The 22,792-nt window shown below is 40.5% G+C and carries 21 protein-coding genes and 1 pseudogene; 4 read left to right on the forward strand and 18 right to left on the reverse strand.

Annotation, left to right across the window (positions count from 1 at the left end):
• Position 1: 1 nt before the first annotated feature.
• The 17 genes from RHS_RS12725 to RHS_RS12805 form a co-directional block, all read right to left on the reverse strand.
• Positions 2 to 2,161 (reverse strand): NHLP family bacteriocin export ABC transporter peptidase/permease/ATPase subunit, encoded by a 2,160-nt coding sequence (locus tag RHS_RS12725; protein WP_027292441.1) that lies wholly within the window; start codon positions 2,159 to 2,161, stop codon positions 2 to 4.
• An 11-nt stretch (positions 2,162 to 2,172) separates the two neighbouring features.
• Positions 2,173 to 2,682 carry a hypothetical protein gene (locus RHS_RS12730; RefSeq protein ID WP_047833409.1) on the reverse strand — a complete coding sequence of 170 codons (510 nt, stop codon included), beginning with the start codon at positions 2,680 to 2,682 and terminating at the stop codon, positions 2,173 to 2,175.
• A complete protein-coding gene (locus RHS_RS12735; protein ID WP_047833410.1) occupies positions 2,675 to 2,890 on the reverse strand; it encodes a hypothetical protein in 216 nt (71 codons plus the stop codon). Before RHS_RS12735 ends, RHS_RS12730 begins: the two co-directional genes overlap by 8 nt.
• 220 nt (positions 2,891 to 3,110) lie before the next feature.
• On the reverse strand, positions 3,111 to 3,431 hold the full coding sequence (locus RHS_RS12740; protein ID WP_027292438.1) for a hypothetical protein: 321 nt from the start codon (positions 3,429 to 3,431) through the stop codon (positions 3,111 to 3,113).
• A gap of 74 nt (positions 3,432 to 3,505) precedes the next feature.
• Positions 3,506 to 3,700 (reverse strand): hypothetical protein, encoded by a 195-nt coding sequence (locus RHS_RS12745; protein ID WP_047833411.1) that lies wholly within the window; start codon positions 3,698 to 3,700, stop codon positions 3,506 to 3,508.
• A 70-nt stretch (positions 3,701 to 3,770) separates the two neighbouring features.
• The gene (locus RHS_RS12750) at positions 3,771 to 5,153 is read right to left on the reverse strand and encodes a radical SAM/SPASM domain-containing protein (protein ID WP_047833412.1); all 1,383 of its coding nucleotides are present in this window, start codon (positions 5,151 to 5,153) and stop codon (positions 3,771 to 3,773) included.
• A gap of 43 nt (positions 5,154 to 5,196) precedes the next feature.
• Positions 5,197 to 5,727, reverse strand: coding sequence for an RNA polymerase sigma factor (locus tag RHS_RS12755; protein ID WP_047833413.1), 531 nt, complete (start codon positions 5,725 to 5,727; stop codon positions 5,197 to 5,199).
• A gap of 23 nt (positions 5,728 to 5,750) precedes the next feature.
• Positions 5,751 to 6,158, reverse strand: coding sequence for an ATP-binding protein (locus RHS_RS12760; protein ID WP_047833414.1), 408 nt, complete (start codon positions 6,156 to 6,158; stop codon positions 5,751 to 5,753).
• 19 nt (positions 6,159 to 6,177) lie between these two features.
• Positions 6,178 to 8,325: a SpoIIE family protein phosphatase gene (locus RHS_RS30940; protein WP_395022275.1), complete on the reverse strand. Its 2,148-nt coding sequence runs from the start codon at positions 8,323 to 8,325 to the stop codon at positions 6,178 to 6,180.
• The gene (locus RHS_RS12770; RefSeq protein WP_156042749.1) at positions 8,315 to 9,388 is read right to left on the reverse strand and encodes a hypothetical protein; all 1,074 of its coding nucleotides are present in this window, start codon (positions 9,386 to 9,388) and stop codon (positions 8,315 to 8,317) included. The genes RHS_RS30940 and RHS_RS12770 overlap by 11 nt, the downstream gene beginning before the upstream one ends.
• 72 nt (positions 9,389 to 9,460) lie before the next feature.
• Positions 9,461 to 10,156, reverse strand: coding sequence for a hypothetical protein (locus RHS_RS12775; protein WP_395022278.1), 696 nt, complete (start codon positions 10,154 to 10,156; stop codon positions 9,461 to 9,463).
• Positions 10,086 to 10,376: a hypothetical protein gene (locus RHS_RS12780; protein ID WP_047833417.1), complete on the reverse strand. Its 291-nt coding sequence runs from the start codon at positions 10,374 to 10,376 to the stop codon at positions 10,086 to 10,088. The genes RHS_RS12775 and RHS_RS12780 overlap by 71 nt, the downstream gene beginning before the upstream one ends.
• A gap of 326 nt (positions 10,377 to 10,702) precedes the next feature.
• Entirely contained in the window at positions 10,703 to 11,971 is a 1,269-nt protein-coding gene (locus RHS_RS12785; RefSeq protein ID WP_047833418.1) for a DUF4179 domain-containing protein, read from the reverse strand.
• Positions 11,972 to 11,984: 13 nt separating this feature from the next.
• Complete coding sequence (locus RHS_RS12790) at positions 11,985 to 12,485, reverse strand: RNA polymerase sigma factor (protein WP_027292431.1); 501 nt, start codon at positions 12,483 to 12,485, stop codon at positions 11,985 to 11,987.
• 385 nt (positions 12,486 to 12,870) lie between these two features.
• Positions 12,871 to 14,889, reverse strand: coding sequence for a beta-galactosidase (locus RHS_RS12795; RefSeq protein WP_047833419.1), 2,019 nt, complete (start codon positions 14,887 to 14,889; stop codon positions 12,871 to 12,873).
• A 159-nt stretch (positions 14,890 to 15,048) separates the two neighbouring features.
• Positions 15,049 to 16,248 carry a DUF6070 family protein gene (locus tag RHS_RS12800; protein ID WP_047833420.1) on the reverse strand — a complete coding sequence of 400 codons (1,200 nt, stop codon included), beginning with the start codon at positions 16,246 to 16,248 and terminating at the stop codon, positions 15,049 to 15,051.
• Positions 16,249 to 16,287: 39 nt separating this feature from the next.
• Entirely contained in the window at positions 16,288 to 18,423 is a 2,136-nt protein-coding gene (locus RHS_RS12805; RefSeq protein ID WP_395022281.1) for a penicillin-binding transpeptidase domain-containing protein, read from the reverse strand.
• A gap of 430 nt (positions 18,424 to 18,853) precedes the next feature.
• On the opposite strand from RHS_RS12805, the gene RHS_RS12810 reads away from it, so the two are divergent.
• Entirely contained in the window at positions 18,854 to 19,744 is an 891-nt protein-coding gene (locus RHS_RS12810; RefSeq protein ID WP_047833421.1) for a hypothetical protein, read from the forward strand.
• 198 nt (positions 19,745 to 19,942) lie between these two features.
• The gene (locus tag RHS_RS12815; protein ID WP_027292426.1) at positions 19,943 to 20,800 is read left to right on the forward strand and encodes a DUF6612 family protein; all 858 of its coding nucleotides are present in this window, start codon (positions 19,943 to 19,945) and stop codon (positions 20,798 to 20,800) included.
• 220 nt (positions 20,801 to 21,020) lie between these two features.
• On the opposite strand, the pseudogene RHS_RS30945 reads toward RHS_RS12815, so the two are convergent.
• Positions 21,021 to 21,086, reverse strand: a pseudogene (locus RHS_RS30945) (hypothetical protein); the annotation flags it as partial.
• A 424-nt stretch (positions 21,087 to 21,510) separates the two neighbouring features.
• Here RHS_RS30945 and RHS_RS12820 point away from each other — a divergent pair.
• Both RHS_RS12820 and RHS_RS12825 read left to right on the forward strand, forming a co-directional pair.
• A complete protein-coding gene (locus RHS_RS12820) occupies positions 21,511 to 22,065 on the forward strand; it encodes a hypothetical protein (protein WP_027292425.1) in 555 nt (184 codons plus the stop codon).
• 224 nt (positions 22,066 to 22,289) lie between these two features.
• Positions 22,290 to 22,748, forward strand: a complete 459-nt coding sequence (locus RHS_RS12825) for a hypothetical protein (RefSeq protein ID WP_027292424.1) — start codon at positions 22,290 to 22,292, stop codon at positions 22,746 to 22,748.
• Positions 22,749 to 22,792: the final 44 nt, after the last annotated feature.

The following is a 22,792-nucleotide window of genomic DNA, read 5'->3' on the forward strand; positions in this document are numbered from 1 at the left end:
CCTATTCTGTGGTAATTAACCGTGTATAGTAACCGTTCAAATGATATAGTTCTTCATGTGTCCCCCGTTCCATGACCCTGCCGTGATCAAGAACAATAATTTCATCACAGTCACGAATCGTAGACAAACGGTGTGCAACAATAATACAGGTAATCCCGCGCTTTTGAATTGCTTTGACAACTTCATATTCTGTTTTTGCATCCAGCGCTGATGTAGCCTCATCCAGTATAGCAATCGTCGGGTCCTGTGCCAGAACACGTGCGATCTCAAACCGCTGGCGCTGTCCTCCGCTGAAATTTTTGCCTCCTTCGGAAACAGGATGCCCGTATCCGCCTTTTCTCATCATAATATCAGAATGAATCTGCGCATCTCTTGCTGCAATAATCATTTCAAAATCTTCGATGGATTTATCCCACATTTTAATATTATCTGCAATACTATCTTCAAACATGGTTATGTCCTGGTCTACCACGGATAAAGATGCATTAAAAATTTCTTTCGGAATAGCCTTCATCGGTTTCCCCTGAAACAAAATCTCACCTGACCATGGTTCATATAATCCGCAGGCAAGTTTGGCTATTGTAGATTTACCACATCCTGACGAACCAACCAGTGCTACTTTGGATCCACTTTTTACCGTTAGATTAAAGTCTTTTAAAAGAGGCTCTTCTAACCTGGAATATCCAAACGTAACATTACGGAACTCTACGCTGCCATCCAGCTTTTCAAACACATCATCCGTATTTTGGATGGAAGAAAATACAACATCTTCTTTATATTTCATTACATCATCCACGCGTTCCATTGAAGTCCGCATTTCCTGTAATTTTTGTCCCGTTTCCAGCAAATCGTTCACCGGCATTAAAAACTGTGTCATATAGGACTGGAAAGCCAACAGCATACCAACAGTAAAATTACCTTTTATGATCATCCAAACGCCCAGTGCCAGGATTATAATCCCGGAAAGCTGCTGTACTAAAGCAGGAATTCCCCCCAGAAACTGATTCGTCAATGCAAATTCTACCTTTGCCTTATTTACAGAAGCCTGAAATCCGGACCAGCGTTCAAAAAATCCACTTTCTGCACCTGCTGCCTTGATTGTCTCTATCATCTCAATTCCGGATACCGTAGAAGCGTCCAGCTTGCCCTGGTCACGCATCCTTGTTCTGGTAATGTGTATTCTCTTTTGGGAAATAATATTTGCCAGCACCAGGTTAACAGCAATTGCCGCAAAGCCAACCAGTGACAATACGACACTATAACGAAGCATGATGATCAGATAAAATATCAAAAGTACCATATTTATCAGCATCGGCGCAATCCGTCCAACCAGAGTTTCCGCAATATCATCATTTAAAAGCTGTCTGCTGGCAATATCGCCTGCCATTCTCTGTGAAAAAAACGTCATCGGCAGATGCAGAGTATGCCAGATAAAAGACGAGTTAGATACAATTGCCATCTTGCCTTTGATCTTATATATGTAAATTTCATTTATCATGCCTACCACTAACAGGAATACGATGATAACTGCCAAAAATGCAAGAAAATCAGACAGCCATTGTGTATTCTGTCCGGTTAGAATATTATCGGTAAATATCCTTGAAAATACTGGGGTTAATAAGCTTACAAATGCTGTCAGTACCGTAGTCATCATTACAAAAACTATAGATAATTTACTTCCCTGCAGTCTTTTTTTTGCAAATTCCAATACACTTTCTTTTTTACCGTCAGCAGCAAAGTGCTCACACGGTTCAAACTCCAGACACACTCCGGTAAATGACTTATCAAATTCTTCCGGAGATATTTCTACAACTCCACGTGCCGGATCATTGATAATCGCTTTCCCCCTCTTAAATCCGTCCAGTACCACAAAATGATTAAAATTCCAATGAATGATAGCCGGATAGGTTACCTTGGTACGCACCGATGCCACACTATAGCGATGGGCTTTTACCTGCAATCCATATGCACCTGCTGCCTTTGCCATATTGGATGCTTTACTCCCGTCCCTGGATACTCCGCAATCTACTCTTACCTGTTCCAGCGGCACCCATTTTTTATAATATGCCATAACCATTGTCAGACATGCTGCTCCGCATTCCAAAGCTTCCATCTGCATGATTACGGGCACTTTAACACATTTCTTTTGTTTATCTGCCACGGGCGCACCTCCTAATTCAGTAAAAATACAATGGGCTTCACTTCCGCTGTTACCAGTGTCACATTTGCCAGAACATCCTGCCTCACTTCTTCCGGGAGTTCTACATCTACCTGATAAGCATAGTTTCCAACAGCCACATTTTCCACTACCCAGTCACTTTTTAAGGACTGTGCTATCTCTTCCAATGAATACGGATTATTGCTTACTGATTTTACAACCCCTTCCACGCTGGCACCGTCCGGAAGCACAACATTTGCCTTACATCCCGTCAGATCTTCATTTAATTTTGACGCATCTACATAGCACTGTACCATATTTTTGGAAACCGTAACGCCCTTAGCTGCCAAAGTCTCCGGTAATGATCCCACCAGACTCCATACTACAAGGGCCGCAGCAAGAATAACAAGGGCCGACAAAACAATCCAGATACTGGGATTTGATACCCGTATATACTCATCTAACTGCTCGGGAGACTCTACCGTATCAAGGCTCCTTTGTCTGAAAATGCTTTTTTTACTCATATCTTCTCTCCTTTCTGCTACAATACTTTTTTACCTTCTCCTGACTTCTTACTCCTGCTGCCACCATATCAGGATCCTCCGGATCCATTTCTTCCTGGTGTATCCTTTCCTGTAGTTCTTCCCATAGGCTTCTCTTAAATTCCTTTGAATGAATCGCAGGATTCTGAGCTGCCAATAATCCTATTAATGTCTTTTCTAAATCCTCCATCCTCTTTCCCTTCTCTCCCGTATTCAAAACGGCTTAAAATCAGCTAGAAGTATAAATCCGATCCTGGTCTTACTCTTGTCACTATTAATATATACGCATAACACGGGCTTTTCCCTACATGCAAAAATAAAGTTTATTGAAACCGGGTGATGTTCCGTTACCACATCACCCGTCCAATAAACTTTATTTTATGAACAACTCATTATCATAATACTGGAACTTATACGTAAGCTCCGATGATAATGCATCCGCCTTCGGATGTAATTTCTCCAAATAAGCTGCATCCTGCATTGGAAATGAAACAACCACCTGCTCCACCTGCTACCGCTTTCAGATCATCTAAATTTAATTCGCCTTCTTCTGCATTAAAATCTGCTTCACATAATGACAGATCATATTTCTTTGCGGTTTCGATTAACTTTGCTTTGATAGCTGCTTCATCAATTTCTACGCCTTCTGTCTCTTTGTTTAATTTTACTAACTCATCTTTTAATTCTGCATTTTTCTCTACTTCTTCATAGAACTTTTTTAAATTATTCATTCTTAATTCTCCTTTTCTACTTCTATTTTTTTATTTTGATTTTTAAGAAAATCCATTATGCAGCAAGAAATTAACTATAATTTTCTTTCTGATTTAACACCGTTCTTATAATTATTTCTTCCGGTATTGGTGTTATTTAAGACATCCTCTACTACTTTTTCAATAACTTTTTCACCAACAATTTTACCTATTTCACCTGCGGTACCGCCGCCGGATACCTTGTCAAGTTCCTCATCTTTTAAGTTTTCATCTTTTTTTTCTTCGCTCATTACCAATTCCTCCTTATACTCTGCTCTGGATATTTTCAGATCCGTTTTCATTGCTTATATATAAATTTTATTACTTATAAATCAGGCTTTTAATCTGTGACGGATAACCCTTTTTAAAAAAAGTACAAAGAATATCTGCTTTACCCATAACACCATTGCCGGTAAACATGCTCATAGCCCTGCATCCGCCTCCGCAATCGTACCGGTAATCACAAATTCTGCAGTCTTCATTTGCGTAAATTACTTCTTTTAATTTTATAGATGCCAGGCGAAAAAATGGGTTCTCTATATTTCTATAAATTTCTGCTACGGTTGTCTGTAATAAATTTGGCATATTTTCTTCAATCTCAGAATCCGTCATAGACGGGCAGGGAAGAAAGGTCCCGTCCGGCAAAAGATATGGATGAATCCTGCAATTCAGACAGGAACTTGCATTCTCGCATTCCCTGTCCCCACTATATCTTTGATAGGGACTTCCATATCCTTCTATATTTCCTTTTTCACATGCAAAAAATCCATCCAGCTGTATTCCCATTGGTGCCTGATCCGCCTTGTATACCTGCACAATTTTCAGGTATTCTTCATACAATTCTTCTGTCTTTAGGGGTGTTCCCTGATTGTTTTCTTTCCATTTTCCGGCTTCAAATACCAGCGAAGTTTTCCAAAAATCAATTTTCAGGTCTCTAAGAATCTCATAAGTAGTTTTCAATCCATCAATATTTTTTCTGCAAATAGCGGATTCAATCATGACCCGGTATTCATTTTCTTTCAGCTTCCGTATGATCTCTATTGTTTTTTCTTCCGTTCCCACAATCCCACGCATCCAGTCATGCTGCCCAGCTCCATCAAAACTCAGGACAAATTCCGGATTGAAAGAGCGTTTTTTACACTCTTTTAAAATATCATCCGTTATCAGAATTCCATTTGTATAAATTTGTGATATGGCTATTCCCGATTCCAGAATCTTGTCCACAATCTGAAAAAAGTCTTTACGCAGAAATGGCTCTCCGCCGGTTATGGATATCACACTTACATTTGCTTCCCGAAACTGGTCAATCATTGAAAAGCATTCTTCTGTATTCATATCATGGTAACGGTAGTCCGGAGCACTCATGTAACAATGCCTGCATTTCAGGTTACATCTGCCTGTAACAGACCAGTGAATTGCTTTTATGTATGTATTATCCACATTCCGGTATTCCTGTTTTACAGACAGTTCCATTGGATGCGGGGACACAGTAATAATTTCTTTATCCTTTAATTCACAGAAAAATTGTTTCTGCTTTCTGCTAAAAAAAACCGCATCTATATCTATTTTTCCATTGCAAAATTCCAAAACCTGAAAACCATCCTGCTCCAGAAAATTGATTGTACCATTGTCAGTTTTTATAATTGCAAAGGGCAGATTCTTCCATCCCCTTAACGCATATGGTTCTGCTAATTTTGCATACATGTTTTCACCTTCTTATGTTTTCTTTTCTGTATATATATACGTATCAACTTCTGCATTCCCTACATTTTTTTTCAGATTTTTCTAATTTATTTTTTATCTTTTTCAGAGTTCTGCTTGCTGTTACACTGGCACACTTTTCAGATATATCCAATTGCACCGCTATTTCCCCATAAGATAAATTCATATAATAATGAAGAACGATAATCATTCGTTCCCTCTCAGACAAATTTCCAAGTATTCTTTGTATATCTACCTGATTTTCAACCTGGCTGTAAGTTTCATTTTCCCGGGAAACATCCAGATCAATCAGATCATCTATCGAAATAGCCCCTTTCCGATTCTTCCGCAAATAATCCACCCATACATTTTTCGCAATCGTCAATAGCCACGTAATAATTTTAGCCTTTTCTTCGTCATAGAGGTTTCCTTTTTCCAACACTTTCATAAAAGTGGTACTGGTCAGGTCTTCCGTGGCCTCTTTTTGAAAAGTGTGATAGTAAAAATAATTATATATATAGTCATAATAATGTTCATATACCATTTTAAAAGCCTTTTCCTTACGCAAGTCTATCATTTTTACACCTCTCTTTCGCTGTCTTAAATGTTCTTCTGCAAGGTCAGAATGTTCCTTCCCCCTTCATACCGGTAAGATATGTGATCCATCATCTTCTTCACCATCAGTATGCCAAGCCCTCCTATCTGCCTGCGGTCCGCATCCAGGGTAATATCCGGGTCCTCCTTTAGCAGGGGATTATAAGGTGTTCCAAAATCCATAAACTGGATCGCCACATGCTTTGATTCACCTTGAATGAGGCAGCGGATCGTTGCGTTTCCCTCCCTGGGATAATATGCATATTTGCAAATGTTGACGTAGATTTCTTCCACTGCAACTTTGATCTGCATTTTGACTTTTGCAGTACAATCTGTTTTGTTTAATTCTTCTTCAATAAATTCCAGTACCTGATCCAGACAGTCCGGTTTAGCCGGTACGGTTAACTCTTTCATTTCACACCTCCCGCTTTCTCTATTCCCTTTCATGAATCTTTAATGCAAGCATTGTTATATCATCAAATTGAGGAGCACCTTTTACAAACAAATCAATATTCTTTTTGATATTTTTCAGAATTTCTTCTAGCGGGAGGCTTGCATTTTTATCCAAGATTTCCTGCAGCCGCTCTTCTCCATAAAGCTTATTATAAATATCCGTGGCTTCCGTCACTCCGTCTGTATACAGGTATAGCAGGTCCCCCGGGTTTAATTGGATCTGGTACTGCCCGTAACGTATCCCTTCCATACCTGCAAGTACAAATCCTGCACGGCTTTTCAGATAAGTGAAGCGTTCTCCTTTCCTCTTCAGAAGCGGCGGGTTATGTCCTGCATTAACATAGGTAAACATGCCGCTGTCTATTTCCAGAATGCCCATCCACGCAGTCACAAACATCCCCGCCTGATTATTTTCACACAACTGTTTATTCACATTGGTAAAAACATCGCAGGGCGCCTCAAAATTCTGGGTATGGTTTTTAATCAAAGTCTTGGCAATAACCATGAACAGCGCAGCCGGAACTCCTTTGCCGGATACATCCGCCATCACAACTGCCAGATGGTTATCATCGATCAGAAAGAAATCATAGAAGTCTCCGCCGACTTCTTTTGCAGGCTGCATCGTAGCATATACGTTAAATTCTTTGTGCTCCGGAAATGCCGGAAAGATACAAGGCAGCATACTTGCCTGTATCTGTGTTGCCACATTTAACTCTGCTCCTATCCGTTCTTTTTCTGCTGTCACTGCTGTCAGATTCCTGATGTACTCTTTTAATTTCAATGTCATTTCCTGAAATGCATTGGAAAGCTCTTCCGTTTCATCTCCTGTATGGATTTCCAGATTATATTCCAGATCTCCGTCTCCCACTTCTTGTACAGCCCGGGTCACGCTCACAATAGGATCCGTTATTTTTTTGGAAACAGAGTTACTCAGGAAGAAGATTGCCAGTAATACAATCAGGATTAATACGATTAAGATCACAAATACCATCCTGATATTCTGATTAATCTGGCTGATAGCACCATTCGTCAGCTTCATAATACCGTCCTGGCTCTCAATCGCCGGAGCAATAACCTCTTCCTGCTCAATGACAGTTGCAAAGCTCCAGCCCAGAGTTGTCAGTGGTTCATATGCCAGATATACCTTTTTTCCATCTATAGTTACTTCAGCAATACCGCTTTCACCTGCTGCCATATTCCGGACCGCATCTGCCAGTTCTTTATTTTCGCTCCGGCGAAGATCCGTTACGTGATCAGGATCAGCCCCCACCTCTCCGCTCTCTTTGGAAGATATATTCACCTTGCCGCCGCTGTCGATTAGAAATGCATAGCCGGATTTCCCTACTTCCGTATTCATTACCACATCGTTGATATCCGTCAGGTAGGAGCCTACCCCTGCAACACCCATGAATTCTCCACCTTTATAAAAAGGCTTAGCACAGATAATTGCGGAACCTCCTCCGTGAATGTCCTTAATGATGTCAGTGAAAATTAGCTTCTGTTCATCCACTGCTTTTTGATACCAGGGACGCAAAAATGCTTCATATGGATTGGGCACATCCGAACCATCATCAAACTTAGCGGAAGAAATATAATCAGCCATAATTACAATTCCGGATTTTGTAGCAACATAAGTGGAAGCCACTACCTCGTCATGCCCATTAATCTGCACCAGAATATCCCGGATGTTGGCTATTTTATGTATTTCAGTTTGAATTGCCGGATCGTTTTTATCCTTTACGGTTGAAGAAAACATCAACTGGGCTGTAAGGTTTGTGTTTCCTTTGACCGGCTCCTTCACAGACCGATCGGGATATTCATCCGGATTATCATAAATAGATGTCATGGTATCCGCTATGGTCTCCACATAAGTCTTTGTGAAATTGAATTTTGTTTCTATATATTTTGCTTTTTCTTTGGCAACGTCTGCAATTTTTTGTTTCGCCTGACTGATCAGCGCCACCTTGGAATCAGCTCCCGCCTGATGGCCCAGTTCTTTACTTGTCTGAACCGTGTGGGATTTCATGGAAAGCATTCCATAAACCGTTACTCCACTGATGATAATAATTGCTGTCATTGCTACAAGAATCGTTGCAGCCGTAACCTTTTTCCTGATATTATGCTTCATACTTCCTGCCTCCCATACAATGGCACCGCTGCCGTTCCTCATAAAACACTTCCACATACTGGCTCAGGTCACGGAATTCTTCTGTTAATATATAATCATCAAAATTAATCGGAACTGCCAGGGGATTGTGCATAACCATAAATTCATTTTCACTGCAGAGGGGCTTAAATCCTGCAAAAAAGAAGCCATAATCTTTCAGCAGGTAATAAGCAGCAACCGCTCCCGGATCATTTACATTCAGAAATACATTCAACGTAAAATGCGGCAGCCTTCCGTACTCTTCCAGTATCATCTCCACATACTCCTTAAGCCCGCTGCCGGTTCTATAGATCGTAATGGCGGCGCTGCTCTGTATCCAGTCGATCGTCTTCATAACCTGGCAGGGAGCATGCCGGTCTCCTGTATTCCACTCCCTATCCTCCGGCACATCCGCCAAATGGCAGGTCACGCCCAGCTTTTTATACAGCCATCCGGTAAAGCCTTTTTGCTCCGATGGAATATACAGTGTTCCCCCATTGGTTTTATCCTTAGCCAGAATCTGAATTCCCTGTGAATGCTTGAGGTTCCTGCGCTTACCATAAGACTGTTGTATTTTCCCCATATCAAATACTGAAAAAATAAAGCCGCAGCCGATCAGCCCTCTCATCCGCAATAACCGCTGGGATATGGCGTGAAAAGTAACGGGAAGAGAATAGACTGCTGAACATGGCATCTCCTGGAGTATAGTCATTCCATAATCAAACATATGCTCAGCCATCCCATATCCCCGATACTTCTTTTTGAAAATCTGCGTTGCAATCTCGATCATAAACTCATAGGGAAAAAACTCTTTTAAAATCATAACACCTGCCACATCTGCCATATCCGTAACCGCCACGAGAAAAGTAATAATTCCCTCCCTGTGTTCTTTCCGAATAAATTCAGGATTATAAAAATCCCTTTTAAAATAGGTATCCCCATACTCATCCCGAATGCACTCAACAACTCCCTCTGCATCCCTTTCCTCTAAGGTCCGAAAGGTTACTTCCAAACGTTCACCGGTTTCTCTATGATATAATTGCATCTTTTTATCTGCTCCTTTCCTATATGAACATAAGGCTTTCACAGTAACGTCTCCTGACTGTTATCTAAAAAGCTATACAACCTGAATTACAGTCTTAATTACAATCTTCAGGTTATTGACACCAATTTCTTTGTCTTCAAAACAATGGTCAAAAATGATAATCAGCATTTCTTCTAAAGACAGACTAAGCATCATTGCCGTCTTCCCATCCAGCTGGTTTTCTTTACAAAAAGCATTGATCTTTATTGAAGCATCCACCGCCTCTTCTACTTTATTGGGTACCGAAAAAGAAAGATATTTTCCCTTGTCCTCATAAGTCCTGTCCAATAAGTACAACCCGGAAAATTTATTATTTCTGATGCACACGACCCCCACCCACATGAGCATCACAAGAAAAGCTGCTGCTTCCGCAAGAATAAAGCAAGACCACACTCCCATTAAAAAACCTGCTCTGGAAAAGAGCATTGCAAAAACCGTAACAAACCCAAAAGCCCTGGAAAATGTAATTGCATTCGCCAGCAGATTTCTACCGGTTGTAAAGAATAGAAAAATAAATATATTATTTACCATAGACAAAGCCAGGCTAAGAGCATAGCAGACCAGCGCAGCTGCAGATAAGGCAAGTACTTCCCCTTCCTGTATCCCGAACATTCGGCAGATTTGCTGTGGAAAAATCACAAGCACTATGGTTACAGCCTCAATAATGCCAATGCCGCTCTGGAAAGCCATTTTCATCGTCGTTCGGATACTGGTAATAGACAGATGCATTTGCCGCCGCCCCCACGCTGATCAGAGAACCCAATGTCATAAATGTAAAATATACCGGTTTTACCAGATTAAGTGCCGCCAATCCTTTTTCACCTAAGAAATTACCAATAATAATACTATCAATTAAGACCGTAATCGTAGTTCCAAGAAGCGCCAGAATAGTGGGTATCAGATAAGTCCGGAAAGTGGATCGAATAAAAAAGTCATTATTTCTTTCCATATCAATATTTCCCCAGATTTAATTTTGATTTTATCAATTTATGTCAGTGATACTTTACCAACGAATTTTTTAACTATTTTATATTTAAAGAGAATTATTTTTTTCTAATATCTAATAACTATTATACAAGAAAGGACCTTCTGCCAATTTACCATTTACCACGAAAGTGTGCTATTTACCATGTAATAGCAGCGGGAAGTCGTGCATTAAAAAACCAGGCATATATGATAATTGGTTATCATATATGCCTGGTGATTTTTTGCTGTTTCTCTTAATCTTACCCTCTCCTAACGCTTTAACTCAGTTCTCCCTATGAATGCTAACCTTTACTGTACCTCTACCGTTACCCCTAATATTGCCTTTTCCTTCATTTTCCCCATATCCTTCTCTTTCATGGTATCTATCCCATCCTTTCCAATATACACTTGCAGTTGGCTGATATCATTATTTTGAACTGCAAAAGTAGCACTCTTTTCACTCTGGGAAATTGGCATAAGCCTTTTTCCATCCTGCGTAAACACGGAAACGCCAAACTCTTCATAGATTTTATCCATTAAATAATCATCATAGAGAACTTCACTTTCCCCCTGCGCTTGGATTTCTTTATTTTTCTCCCCCCATAACTCCTCAAATTCCTCTTTCGTAATTTCAGAATCATCCCGGGTCGTGTATGGAACCGTTGTCAGAACTTTGACCTGGTATGGTGTAACAATCACCTGATCTATAGAAAATCCCATCTCATTTTTTTCATTCACGTCGATTACCTTGATATCTGTTTCATCTGCCTGCACGGGGATATCTATATTCCAGGTTCCGAGAATGGTATTTGTGACACCTTCATTTTCCAGCATTTCCGGTGTGAATTCCTTATTGTCAAACCCTATCTGCGTCATTTGCAGAGAAAGTGTATCTTCCGTAATCCTTCCATCATCGGGAAGATCCAGCTTCATCATTCCGATAAATTCTGTATCAGAAACCACCTTCCCTTCTATTAAATTGTTGACAAAGGGAATACCTGCACCATTTGAATTAACCAGCCATACTCCCTGAATATACAACGTCTGCGCAGTATTCTGATCATCCGCTGTATAGTGGCTTGGCATTTTATCAAATCCACCGGACTCTGACTGCACATCTAGTGTGAGATAAATGGAATAACCATCACTGTATATTTCGGAAGCTGTCATAGTAACTCCATTATCTTCTACTGAATATTGCGTGTTGACAGGCATCCCTGTACTCTCATCCTCCGCAGTCAGTACATTATCCTTTTTCGAGTATTCCCCTGAAAAAGTAACATCCTGTTCCACGCGGTCAAAAATAGCACCTATAATGGGAATCTTCGCTGCCAGTGCCGGATTGCTGGCGCACAGCAAAACTCCTCCCGCCAACACTGCCGCAGTCACAGTCAATCCCTTTTTAATTACCGAAAACCTACTGCCAGACTTCTTCCTCCCCGCTTTATTATTAACAGATTTCCCGCCTGCCCCTATCTGCTGATAAACATCCTGAAGTCTTTGATTTACTATTTCTGAAGGCTCATATTTTTTCCCTAATGTTTCTCTCATTTCCTGTTCTGTATAATTTTTATCCATAGATGACTCCTCCTCATAAACTTTCAACGATTGTTTTACGCAGCCTGTCCCTGCTGCGCCGCAGCTTGCTTCGAATTGTATTTTCATTCATATCCAGGATTTGACTGATCTCCTTTACCGTAAACTGCTCCCCGTAATATAAAAGTAAAATCATCCTGCAGTCTTCCGGGAATGCATTCAACATTTCCTGAAACTCTACAATTTCCAGTTCCCTGTCTATGTAATTGATCTCCGGGAAAAATTCAATCACCTCACATCGTTTTCTTTCCCGGATACACATATTGCAATGATTAATCAGAATCCTGATCAGCCATGTTTTGAAATAACCCGGATTTTTCAAACTTCCTATATGTTCGTATGCCGACAGAACACTGTCTGCTATGGCATCAGCCACATCCTCCTCATTCATAAAAAACCCTTTTGCAACCTTATACATACTGCTTTTACTCTGCTCAATTAGGGTCACAAAGGCATCTGCATCACCTCTTTGTGCCTTTTTCACTAGAAAATCCAAATTTTTACCCCCTTTCTGCGTTTTCATTGTTCTGAATTATTGGTTCCTATATATTAGATGGGGATTGGGGCAGATATTGTGCATAAAAATAATATTTTATTTTGGATAAGAAAATGGGCGGAGCCATTTTTTACACGCTTTCGTACAACAGCGAACAATAGTTGCTTTTCGCCAATCGCGTCCAGCATGCCACACACCCAGGGTCTCATCATGCTGAGAAAACCAGCTTTGTATCAACGAATGCTATCTCGGAAAGAGAAGGGGGCGGACAGCTACAAAGCGTCCCCTTCCTAGCTATTGTTATATACAAAAAAATCCCGTACCATGACCATCCCCTCATGATACGGAATCCACAAACATCTCTTTTATTTTTACATATATTTCATTATTTCTTCAACACAACCGTACCAAACGGATCAATCCCTCCATCCGCTTCCCAATTACCTGCTAACACCGTAAACCCATCCGGCAGTTTCAGTTTCACACTCCCAGAATTAAAATTCTGCACAAACAGATATACCGACGTATCCGAGCTGCGGGCAGTAATCTCAATTCCTTTTGGCACTTTCTTCATAAACTTTGTAAGCTTCACTTCTTCCCCGATGTGGCTGCATAATTCACTGCAGAAATCCTGCTCAGCGTCCGTACACACATAGTAGGCTTTGCCTTTACCGAACTGGTTGCAGGTCAGTGCCGGATATCCCTTATAGAAATCCTGTTCATATACAGCCAGTACTTCCGCCGTTGACACTTTCACCAGGTCGCATAGATGTCGGCACTCATATGTTCCTTCCCCCAGAGTTTCTTTTTGCCCGGTTATCTGAATCCGATTCGTTTCATGATCATACAACCCGTCAATTTCCATACTGCGCAGTCCCAGTACATCCATCAATCCATAAGGTGTGCCGCCAAGATAACACCGGTCTGTTTCATCTACAATTCCGGACCAGAAAGTCATGATAAAATGACCGCCATTTTCCACAAATCTGCGGATTTTATCCGCAAAGTCTTCCCTGTACAGATAGAGCATTGGTGCTGCTACCACTTTATAACCGTCCAGATTCCGCCCGCTGCCGATTACGTCCACATTTACTCCCTGTTCCCTAAATGCACGGTAATATTTCTGAACGGTTTCTTTATAATAAAGCCCCTGGTTTCTGGGACCCTGGGCATCTTCCATCGCCCATTTATTTTCCCAGTCATAGATAACCGCTGCTTCGGAAACTGTATCCGTACTGCAGGTTTCCTTGATTTCTTCCAGTGTGTTTCCCACATCTGTCACCTCACGGAACACTCTGGTATCATTCCCGCCATAATGATCAATCACGGCACCATGAAATTTCTCGGATGCTCCGCGGCTCTGACGGATCTGGAAATAAAGCACGCTGTCCGAACCATGGGCAACTGCCTGAAGTGACGAGAGCTGATGCATCCCTGGTTTTTTCAGTTTGCTCACCTTCTGCCAGTTGGTTGCACTGGGACAGGACTCCATCAATAAAAATGGTTTCTTTTGCACACAGCGCAGCAGATCGTGCATCATTGCAGTATCCATAGCGGTTACAGATTCATCTGCCTTATGCCATGTAGGATAAGAATCCCAGGAAAGGACATCCACCACGTCGTTAAACTTAGCATAATCCAGTTCATTATAATAGTACATACAATTAACTGTTGTAGGAATCTTTGAACCTGTCTGACGGATTGCCGCCGCCTCCGCTTTTATGAAATCGATAGTCTGATGGGTAACGAACCGCTTCCAGTCCAGATTCAGTCCATGAAGCTGCATCTCTCCCCTTGGTGAAGGGCTTTCGATCTGGTCAAAATCCTGATAAATATGGCTCCAAAAGGTAGTGCTCCACCGGCGGTTTAATTCATCAATTGTCTTATATTTCTCCTGAAGCCAGTTTCTAAATGCTTCCTGGCAGAGCGGACAGTGGCAGTCCCCTCCATATTCATTTGATAAATGCCACAGTATCACACCGGGATGAGCACCGAAGCGTTTCCCCAGTTCCTGATTCATGATACTTACTTTTTCACGGTAAACCGGGGACGTGTAGCAGTGATTGTGGCGTCCGCCAAACAGATTGCGCTGACGGTTCCCATCCACCCTGAGTACCTCGGGATATTTGTCTGCCATCCATTTGGGCCTTGCGCCGGAAGGAGTTGCCAGAATAACACTGATTCCATTCTCATACAAGCGGTCAATGATATCCTCCATCCACTGAAAATGGAAGACGCCTTCTTCCGGTTCCAGTACCGCCCAGGAAAATACTCCCAGGGTAACGGTATTTATCTTCGCTTCCTTCATATACTCAATGTCTTTTTCCAAAATCCCGGGATCGTCCAGCCACTGTTCCGGGTTGTAGTCCCCACCATGCAAAAGTCCTTCTATGCTAAAATTCATTAAATTTATTCCCCTTCCTTTGTATGTAATGTCTAAAACAATATTAACCTTAGATACATGGAAGCGTCAATACATTTTTTTATCGTCATGTTTATACATTTTTATTATTCCATTTTTATTAATCCATTTTTATTATTCCATTTTTATGTTATTCCATTATTACTGTAACCGGTAAACATAATTGGGCATCACATTGTGTTCATCAGGAACGATTGCATTTGCTGCATACTGCACCTTTCCCCCGCCCAATTCCCGCAGCGTCAGCTCATGGGTAAACGCCCGGTCATTACTTTTCTCCAGGCAGATCACATCTATGGTTAGCGTTACCGTACCATCTGAATTTTTTTTCACCGCTGTTACATCCGGGTCCATATAAGGCATTGCAACACAATTATTGTTGGAGCGAATTTCCTGCCAGGGATAAGCATCTCTCTTTTGTTCAAACATCGCAGCTTTTCTCAGATCCTCCTTTGTAATGGAAAAGTAACTCTGAATGACATTTTCAAATAAATCAGCAGGAATGTACCTGTTTTCATTTGATGGATCAATGGGAAACTGGTCTTTTTCCAGCCGTTTGCCTTCTTTTAAATTATATAAGTTTTCAAACAGGTCATTAAAGTTAAGCTTTGAATAATCCGTCTCTGACCAATTGCTGATCATCAGATTATTACCTCCATAATTGATGGGTTCCACATATTTTTTCTGATAAGACAGACAATTTTCATCCACTGGTTTTACACGGATCATGCGGTATCCATTTCCACTCGCCCAGACTGCATAATCATCCCGGAAAATAAAGTTTTCTTTCTCCGTAAATTTCCATTCCGAGAGAGGTGTTATTTTCATCTCATATACGTCAGGATTCCCTTCTAAATCCAGATTGACAGAAGCGGATAACAGATATTTTCCGGTGTGGTCCATATAGAATTCATAGCGGTAAAACCCTCCATTCTGCCGTATGCGGTAAATGGTAACAGATGCAGCTTCTCCCTTTTGGATCTTTTCCCAGAAGCTATAAAACGCTTCGGTATTTTCCAGACTGCACCTGCCAGCAGTATCGCTTACAGTAATTCCTCTTTTGCCAATCTTCTTTACGATTTCACCGACAGCCTCTTCTGAAATCTGCTTATCTGCCTGAACAATATCAGACGGCTGTTTATCCGTATTAAGATAGGTTTCTTTATAAATGCCGGCAACCTCCAGACACTCTTCCTTCACCCGGTCTGAGACTTCCTTAGAGATACTTCCCTCCATATTCTGAGCCAGAAGATACTCTCCCTTCTGATTTGGTGCGGCATAAAAGACACCTATTATAACCATACAGCATAAAATTCCGGTTACAATTACTATCTTTTTCATCCGGTCTTTCTCCTTCCATCGGTATTCCTAATATTCTTTTTATTCTGCTGAAAAATAATAATCCAAAACAATCTTATCCTTCTCCACAACATAGGTGCTTCCACCGGTTTCTTTTACATCTTCCACCATGCTGATTAACAGGACGGGCTTACTGGAAGCAGGCTCCGGAGTCAATACACCAAACCATCCCAGTTCCGTACCTGTCGTATCAGATACGTCTGCCTTGATTTCCGCAGTTCCTGTTTTCCCTGCTAAAATAGTGGAATCCATTTTTGCTGCCCTGCCTGTGCCTTCCGGCGAGGATATTACTTTTTCCATAGCGTTTTCCACCCTGTCCGCCGTTTCCTTTGAAAATGCCTGGGGAAGCCACACCTGAGGCTCTGGTGAATCCTTGTACTGAAGATAAGGCTTTATGACATTTCCATCATTACAAAATGCCGTATACAATGCCGCAAGATGCAGCGGGTTAATTAAAATCTGTCCCTGGCCATAGCCGCTGTCGGCAAGCAGTACCTCTGATTCTATTTTCTCTGTATTGGAATACTGGGATTGTGCCATGGTAATCTCAAAAGGCATTTCCTGATTAAATCCCAATTTGTCCAGCTGGCTTTCCAACTGATCTGCCCCAATCTTAAGTGCTGCTTTTGCAAAATATATATTATCGGAATAGATCATTGCATTTTCTAATGTGACTGGTTCATATGCATGTAAAGTAGTTACATGATAATCTCCCCAGCTTGTGTCTTTCTGCCAGCTAAGCCCTTCATTTCCAAAGTCCTCATCCGGGTTAACCGCCCCTGTTTCCAGCCCTATTCCGGCGATTACCGGCTTAAAGGATGAACCCGGGCAAAGTACCTGACGGAACCGGTTATACAAAGGATTCCTTTTATCGTCGTTTAATTCCTTCCACTTCTTATCCGACATGCCTTTTATGAAATCATTACTGTCAAAAGTCGGCGTGCTGACAAGGGCCAGCACCTCCCCGGTATACGGATTCATTGCAACAGAACAGCTTTTGTCATCTTTAAATTGCTCATACAGACTTTCCTGAAGCCCGGCATCAATCGTCAGCCTAATATTTTCTCCGTCTTTTTTTGGTATGGATGCAATCACCGCTTTCGTCTTCCCGTTTTCATTTTCAATTACAATCTCATATCCGTCCTGACCCTTTAATTCTTTTTCATACAAGCCTTCCATTCCGCTTTTTCCAATTACACTGTTTTCACTGTATCCTTCATTCGGGTGTGCTTCCAGGTCTTCAGCCGTTACATTCTGAATATATCCGGTCAAATGGGATGCCCCCTTTCCAAGAGGATAACTTCTCACAACCGTATCCGATATCATAACCCCGGGTATCATAATCAGTTCATCCTGAACCTCTTTATTTTTCATAACCTGATCCGGCGGGGAAGCAGACATCAGATCCGTCTCTAACACCTTATCCAATACGGCAACCGGTACCAGTGAATCTCCTTTTACCCAGGTCGCATCCAGCTTTGTCTTGATGGATTCCACGGTAGTATCCAGAAGTTTTGCCAGCCTGATCAGATCATTGCCGGCATCTTCACTCATTTTTCCTGGTACCAGTCCTATGGATACCGCTGTTCCTTCCCCGGCAAGCATTTTTCCATTTCTGTCTGTGATCTCTCCACGTCTGCTTTCCACTACAGATACCCTTACCTTATCCTTCGCCGTCAGCTCTGGGAAAATCAGGCTGTCATTCCATTCCAGTACATATCCCCTCCCCTGCTCTTTGGTAAATACCGCCTGGTTTTCAAACTGCACTTCTCCGGCAGAGCTCTTCATAGCCTGTTGATAACTCACAGTTACCTGCCCCTGGTCTTCCTCCGTATCCAGTATGCTGACCCTGATATCCTCTGCTTCCATTCCCTGATAAATATTTTTATTCCTTTCCGTAAAATATTTTTCGGAATAGCTCTCTTTGCTTTGCCCGCTTATCATGCTGTACATGGTTTGATATTCTGATTTCTCTATATAGGACATATATTTCTGAAGCAGTTGATCAGGCTCTTCTCCCCTGCCGGTTAATTGCTTCAAAAGAGATTCCGGTCCCTTATATCCCTGTGATCTCAGATACATATATCCCGTTGTGATAATCACTCCGGCCACAACAACAGCCAAAAACGCAATGACAGCGATATTCTTTTTCTTCATTTCACATCCTCCTAACAATTCATATTTATTACATTTGTAATATTTAATTACAAAAATTTTTATTTATATATTACATCTGTAGGATTTTAAAGTCAAGTACTTTTCTCATTTACCATGATATTCATAACCCAAAATAAAACCTTTAAATTTTGTCATGATTTCATGTCCGCCCAGGGTCTTCCACTTTACAATACACAAGCAGATTAAAAGCAGATTTGTCTTTTATGCCATACCTGCCACGTTAAATTATGCCGGAAATGTCCGTACTTTCTTCAATAAAGAGTTTAAAACACATACAAAATCTGCATTTCAATACAAATCTGATCCGTATTTTATAAAATCATATATAATGATAATTATGTTTCTATTTCTAAAAGGAAAACTATAGAAAAACCGATTAAAAGTCTAAACAACAACAAAAGGAGAGAATATGAAAAAGAACTTATGGAAATACGGCTGTACTCTATTAGCAGGCAGTATCCTGATTCTAAACATAACAGGATGCGGAAAGGTAACTGCAGAATCACTTATGAACTCCATGTCAGAAAACATGTCAAAAGTAAATGATTATAAAATTGATATGTCGGCAGATCTAAACGCCAGCGGATCCATGAGCGGAGTTACGCTGGATGTCCAGGCAGGTCTGGATATAGCACTTCAGCTAAATGTGGAGCCACAGATACTGTATGCTGATGGTAATATTTGGTTCAAAACACTGGGTATGGAGCAGAAAATAGATGTTGCGTCTTACTCCATGAAAGAAGATCCGGATATCATCAATTATTTTCAAATCGGAAAATCAGAATGGAAAAGGAACACCATTACCAATCCGGAAAATGACCCTGACGTAAATATATATAATGAACTCACAGATTTGTCGGTTAATTTAGAACTGGAGGATCATACATCCCAGCTGGAAGACATAGAATGTTACAAACTCAAAGGTCTTTTAGATACGAATGCCTTGCGTAAAATGGCAGATTCACTATATGATCAGTTCGATGAAGCTGCCAATATTTATAAAGATGTTAACTGGGCGGAAATCGAAATACCTATAGAATTCTACGTTTCCAAAAAAGAAAAAATGCCGGTTAAAATAAGTGTGGAGTTAAAACCATTATTGATGGGTCTGATGAAATCTATTGATGACCAGAAAGACCTAAGCATAAACTGTGATCATTTAACATTAAACTTTATTTATAGTTCTTTCGGAGAAATTGGTACGATTTCCCTCCCACAGGAAATTAAAGATATTCAGACAGAAAAGACTTCGGAAGCCATGAATTCAGAAACAGAAAATATTACAACAAAAACAATATAAATTTATGAAAATAGCAGAAGGCAAATATGTTCTTCTGCTTTTATATCTCTATTTGCACATTTTATGTTATAAAATGTGCATTTCAATACACTCCCGATCCGATCACAAATAAATCATATATAATGACTATCATGTGTTCTTTCTGTCTTAAGAATACAATCACCCATTGAAAAGGGAAAGACAAAGGAGAAAAAAAGTATGAAAAAGAAATTTGTAAGGTATAGCTGTGCTGTATTGGGAAGCAGTATTTTGATTTTAAGCGTGACAGGATGCGGTAAAGCAACATCCGAATCACTTCTAAAATCCATGTCCGAAAATATGTCGAAAGCAGAAAACTATAAAATAGACATGCTTATGGATTTGAAAGCCGGCGGCACTGTTCAGGGAATTTCGGTCGATGTTACCATGAATATGGATATGGGAATGAAGGTAAACACAGATCCCGAAATCATACATGCCGAAGGGAGTATGGCTTTGGGAATGCTTGGTATGGATCAGACATCTCCACTAGAAGTATATACGGTCCGGGACGGTGATAACACAATTTCGTACACCAAAACAGGGGAAGAGGGCTGGACAAAAGAAGTACAAGAAAATCTGGATAAAAGCCTGAATGCTTATGAATTTAAAGAGTTTGAAAAACTGGCAGCAAGTCTGGAATTGGAAAAGAATACAACTGATCTGGAAGGTGTTGAATGCTATGCATTAAAAGGTGTACTGGACGGCGAAGCATTGAGCACAATTCTGGACTCTGCATTAAGTGCAATGAACGATTCTGCGGAGATCATGGGGGATGCAGATTGGGCAGCTATTAAAATTCCGGTAGAATTTTATATTGCAAAAAAAGATTCCATGCCGGTAAAAATGACGCTTGATTTGCAGACTATGATGTTAGAAGCCATGAAATCAGCGGGTGCACAGGAAGATGTAGAATTCAACTGTGAATCATGCACTTTTGATCTTAAATTTGGGTCTTTTGGCGAAGTTGAAACCATTACGCTTCCGGATGATGTCAAAAACTCTGCCATAGAAAAACCTGCAGACAGCGCAGCTTAAAGCGTATTTTTAAACAGATTTTACAAGCTGTACTTTCCATTTACCGGGAAGACGCAGGATGATCTGTTTAAAATGTTCATTTTCTGTAATCAATGTAACCGCAGCAGATAAAACAGGCTGTAATCTTCACACTTTTATTATTTTGTTACAGAAAAACAGCCATTTAGTACAAACATGTTCTAACTGTTTTTAATTTGTGTATAATAGTGATTGCTTAGTATTACATGATTCCCATCCCGCAGCTCCCACAAGCTGCGGCGGGTACTCCCAACAATATAATATTTTCTAAATCCTATATAATTTTATAGATAAAACAGAATCTTATCTGATCTGAAATTCCAACTTCACAGCATCGAGCTCTTCTCCCTTAACCCCTTCTCTCTTAACGTATTTTTAACCTAACAGACCATAACGCTTAAATTCGGGGCTAATCCTTGTCTATTTTCTAACTGCTGCGATGTGGTCAATCGACGTATCCGCTGCGCCTCATTCCTCCGCCTTGCAAACGCTTTGTAGCTGGGGGTAGTGTTCGGAAAGTAGTAAGCTATCTTACCAACCAAAACAACTTGAAAATCTACATTTATTCCCCTATAATAATGTACATAAACTATTACAAAGAGAAAAATAGCTTAAGCTTTAAAAGTGATCCAATTGCTCCATACAACCGCTAAATGGAAAAAAGCATAAGTTATCATAAGGAGAAGTGAATTATGAAATGTGTAATCTGTGGAAACGAGAAAAGTATTTTTTCAGTAATTGGTCTAGACGGCAGCATCTGCAGCAGATGCAACGAACACCTTAATATGTATACCTACGATAATCCGGCTGTTGCAAAAGCTTATTTTGACAAAGTGGCAGAAATCAACGAATTAGGACCAGATACAAAACGCTTTCTGGAACTCAAATACCGGGAACATCAAAGTGATATATCCGAATTTGATGTTGAAAATGCGAAAAAAAATATTTCACTGGAAACGCCTTTGGATACTTGTTACGAAAGTACTTGCAAAGAAGAAAATGTATCACGAAAATCTTCCCATCGGAATCCGGAATCTGAATTACATAATTCCCATGATTGCAGTCTGGAATATAAAGCATTTCATCGCGAATTAGCTAATATAGAAAAAAAACTGGAAGACCAGTATAATAATGTAAGAACCATAAAAAATATACTGATATTCTTTGCAATTATAACTGGAATCGGATTAGTCTGTACATTTATTTATGTTGCCCAGCTGATAAGCGCTATAAATAAAGTATTTTAATTCCAAAAACATTCTATGCCAGAAAACTTACCTTTTAATACAAACATTACCACAACGCTCTGACAATCGTATATAATAAATCTTGAATTTCGTTATTCACAATGTCGGCTCCGCAGCTTCCTCCAACGCTGCGGAGTAACTCCATTTTGCCTGGCTCCGGGGTTATATCCGGAGCCGGTGTATCGTAAAGATCAAAACCCGTTTATAATCTCCAGGAGGTTTCCGTGAAATTTAATCCCCCCAGACTACTGACAAAAGAAAACTGTTCCAATCATAAAATCGAATATTTTGCTTCCGCATTTATAAAACATTATTCCTTTAAAGAAAATTTTGACTACTCGGTCCAAAGCCTTTCCCAGCTGGATCATATCCTGAAAACAATGCCGCCATATGCCAAATTTAATCCGGCGTTCCGGCAAAATACCAGGGTTTTATTTGGCTGCTATATTCTGGAAACAGCCAGACGCTCTTTCGGCGGAAGATATAAGTGGTGGGAGATAAAAGAATTACCCATACTTCTTTCCGGTGAACCCCAAAACGCTATCGGTATTGCACCCTTTGATAAAGTGTTAGAAAGAATGGTTTCTGACGTAACCGAATCGATCCCGGAATTCTTTCAAATATATGTAGACATGATGGAAAAATCAAAAACTGAAAGCCGCCTTTCTTTTATTATCTACTGATAGTTCATCAAAGAAACTGGTAACACAAAAACTGCATTTCAATA

This window comes from Robinsoniella sp. RHS, assembly GCF_001029355.1.
In the GTDB taxonomy this organism is placed as follows: Bacteria; Bacillota; Clostridia; order Lachnospirales; family Lachnospiraceae; genus Robinsoniella; species Robinsoniella peoriensis.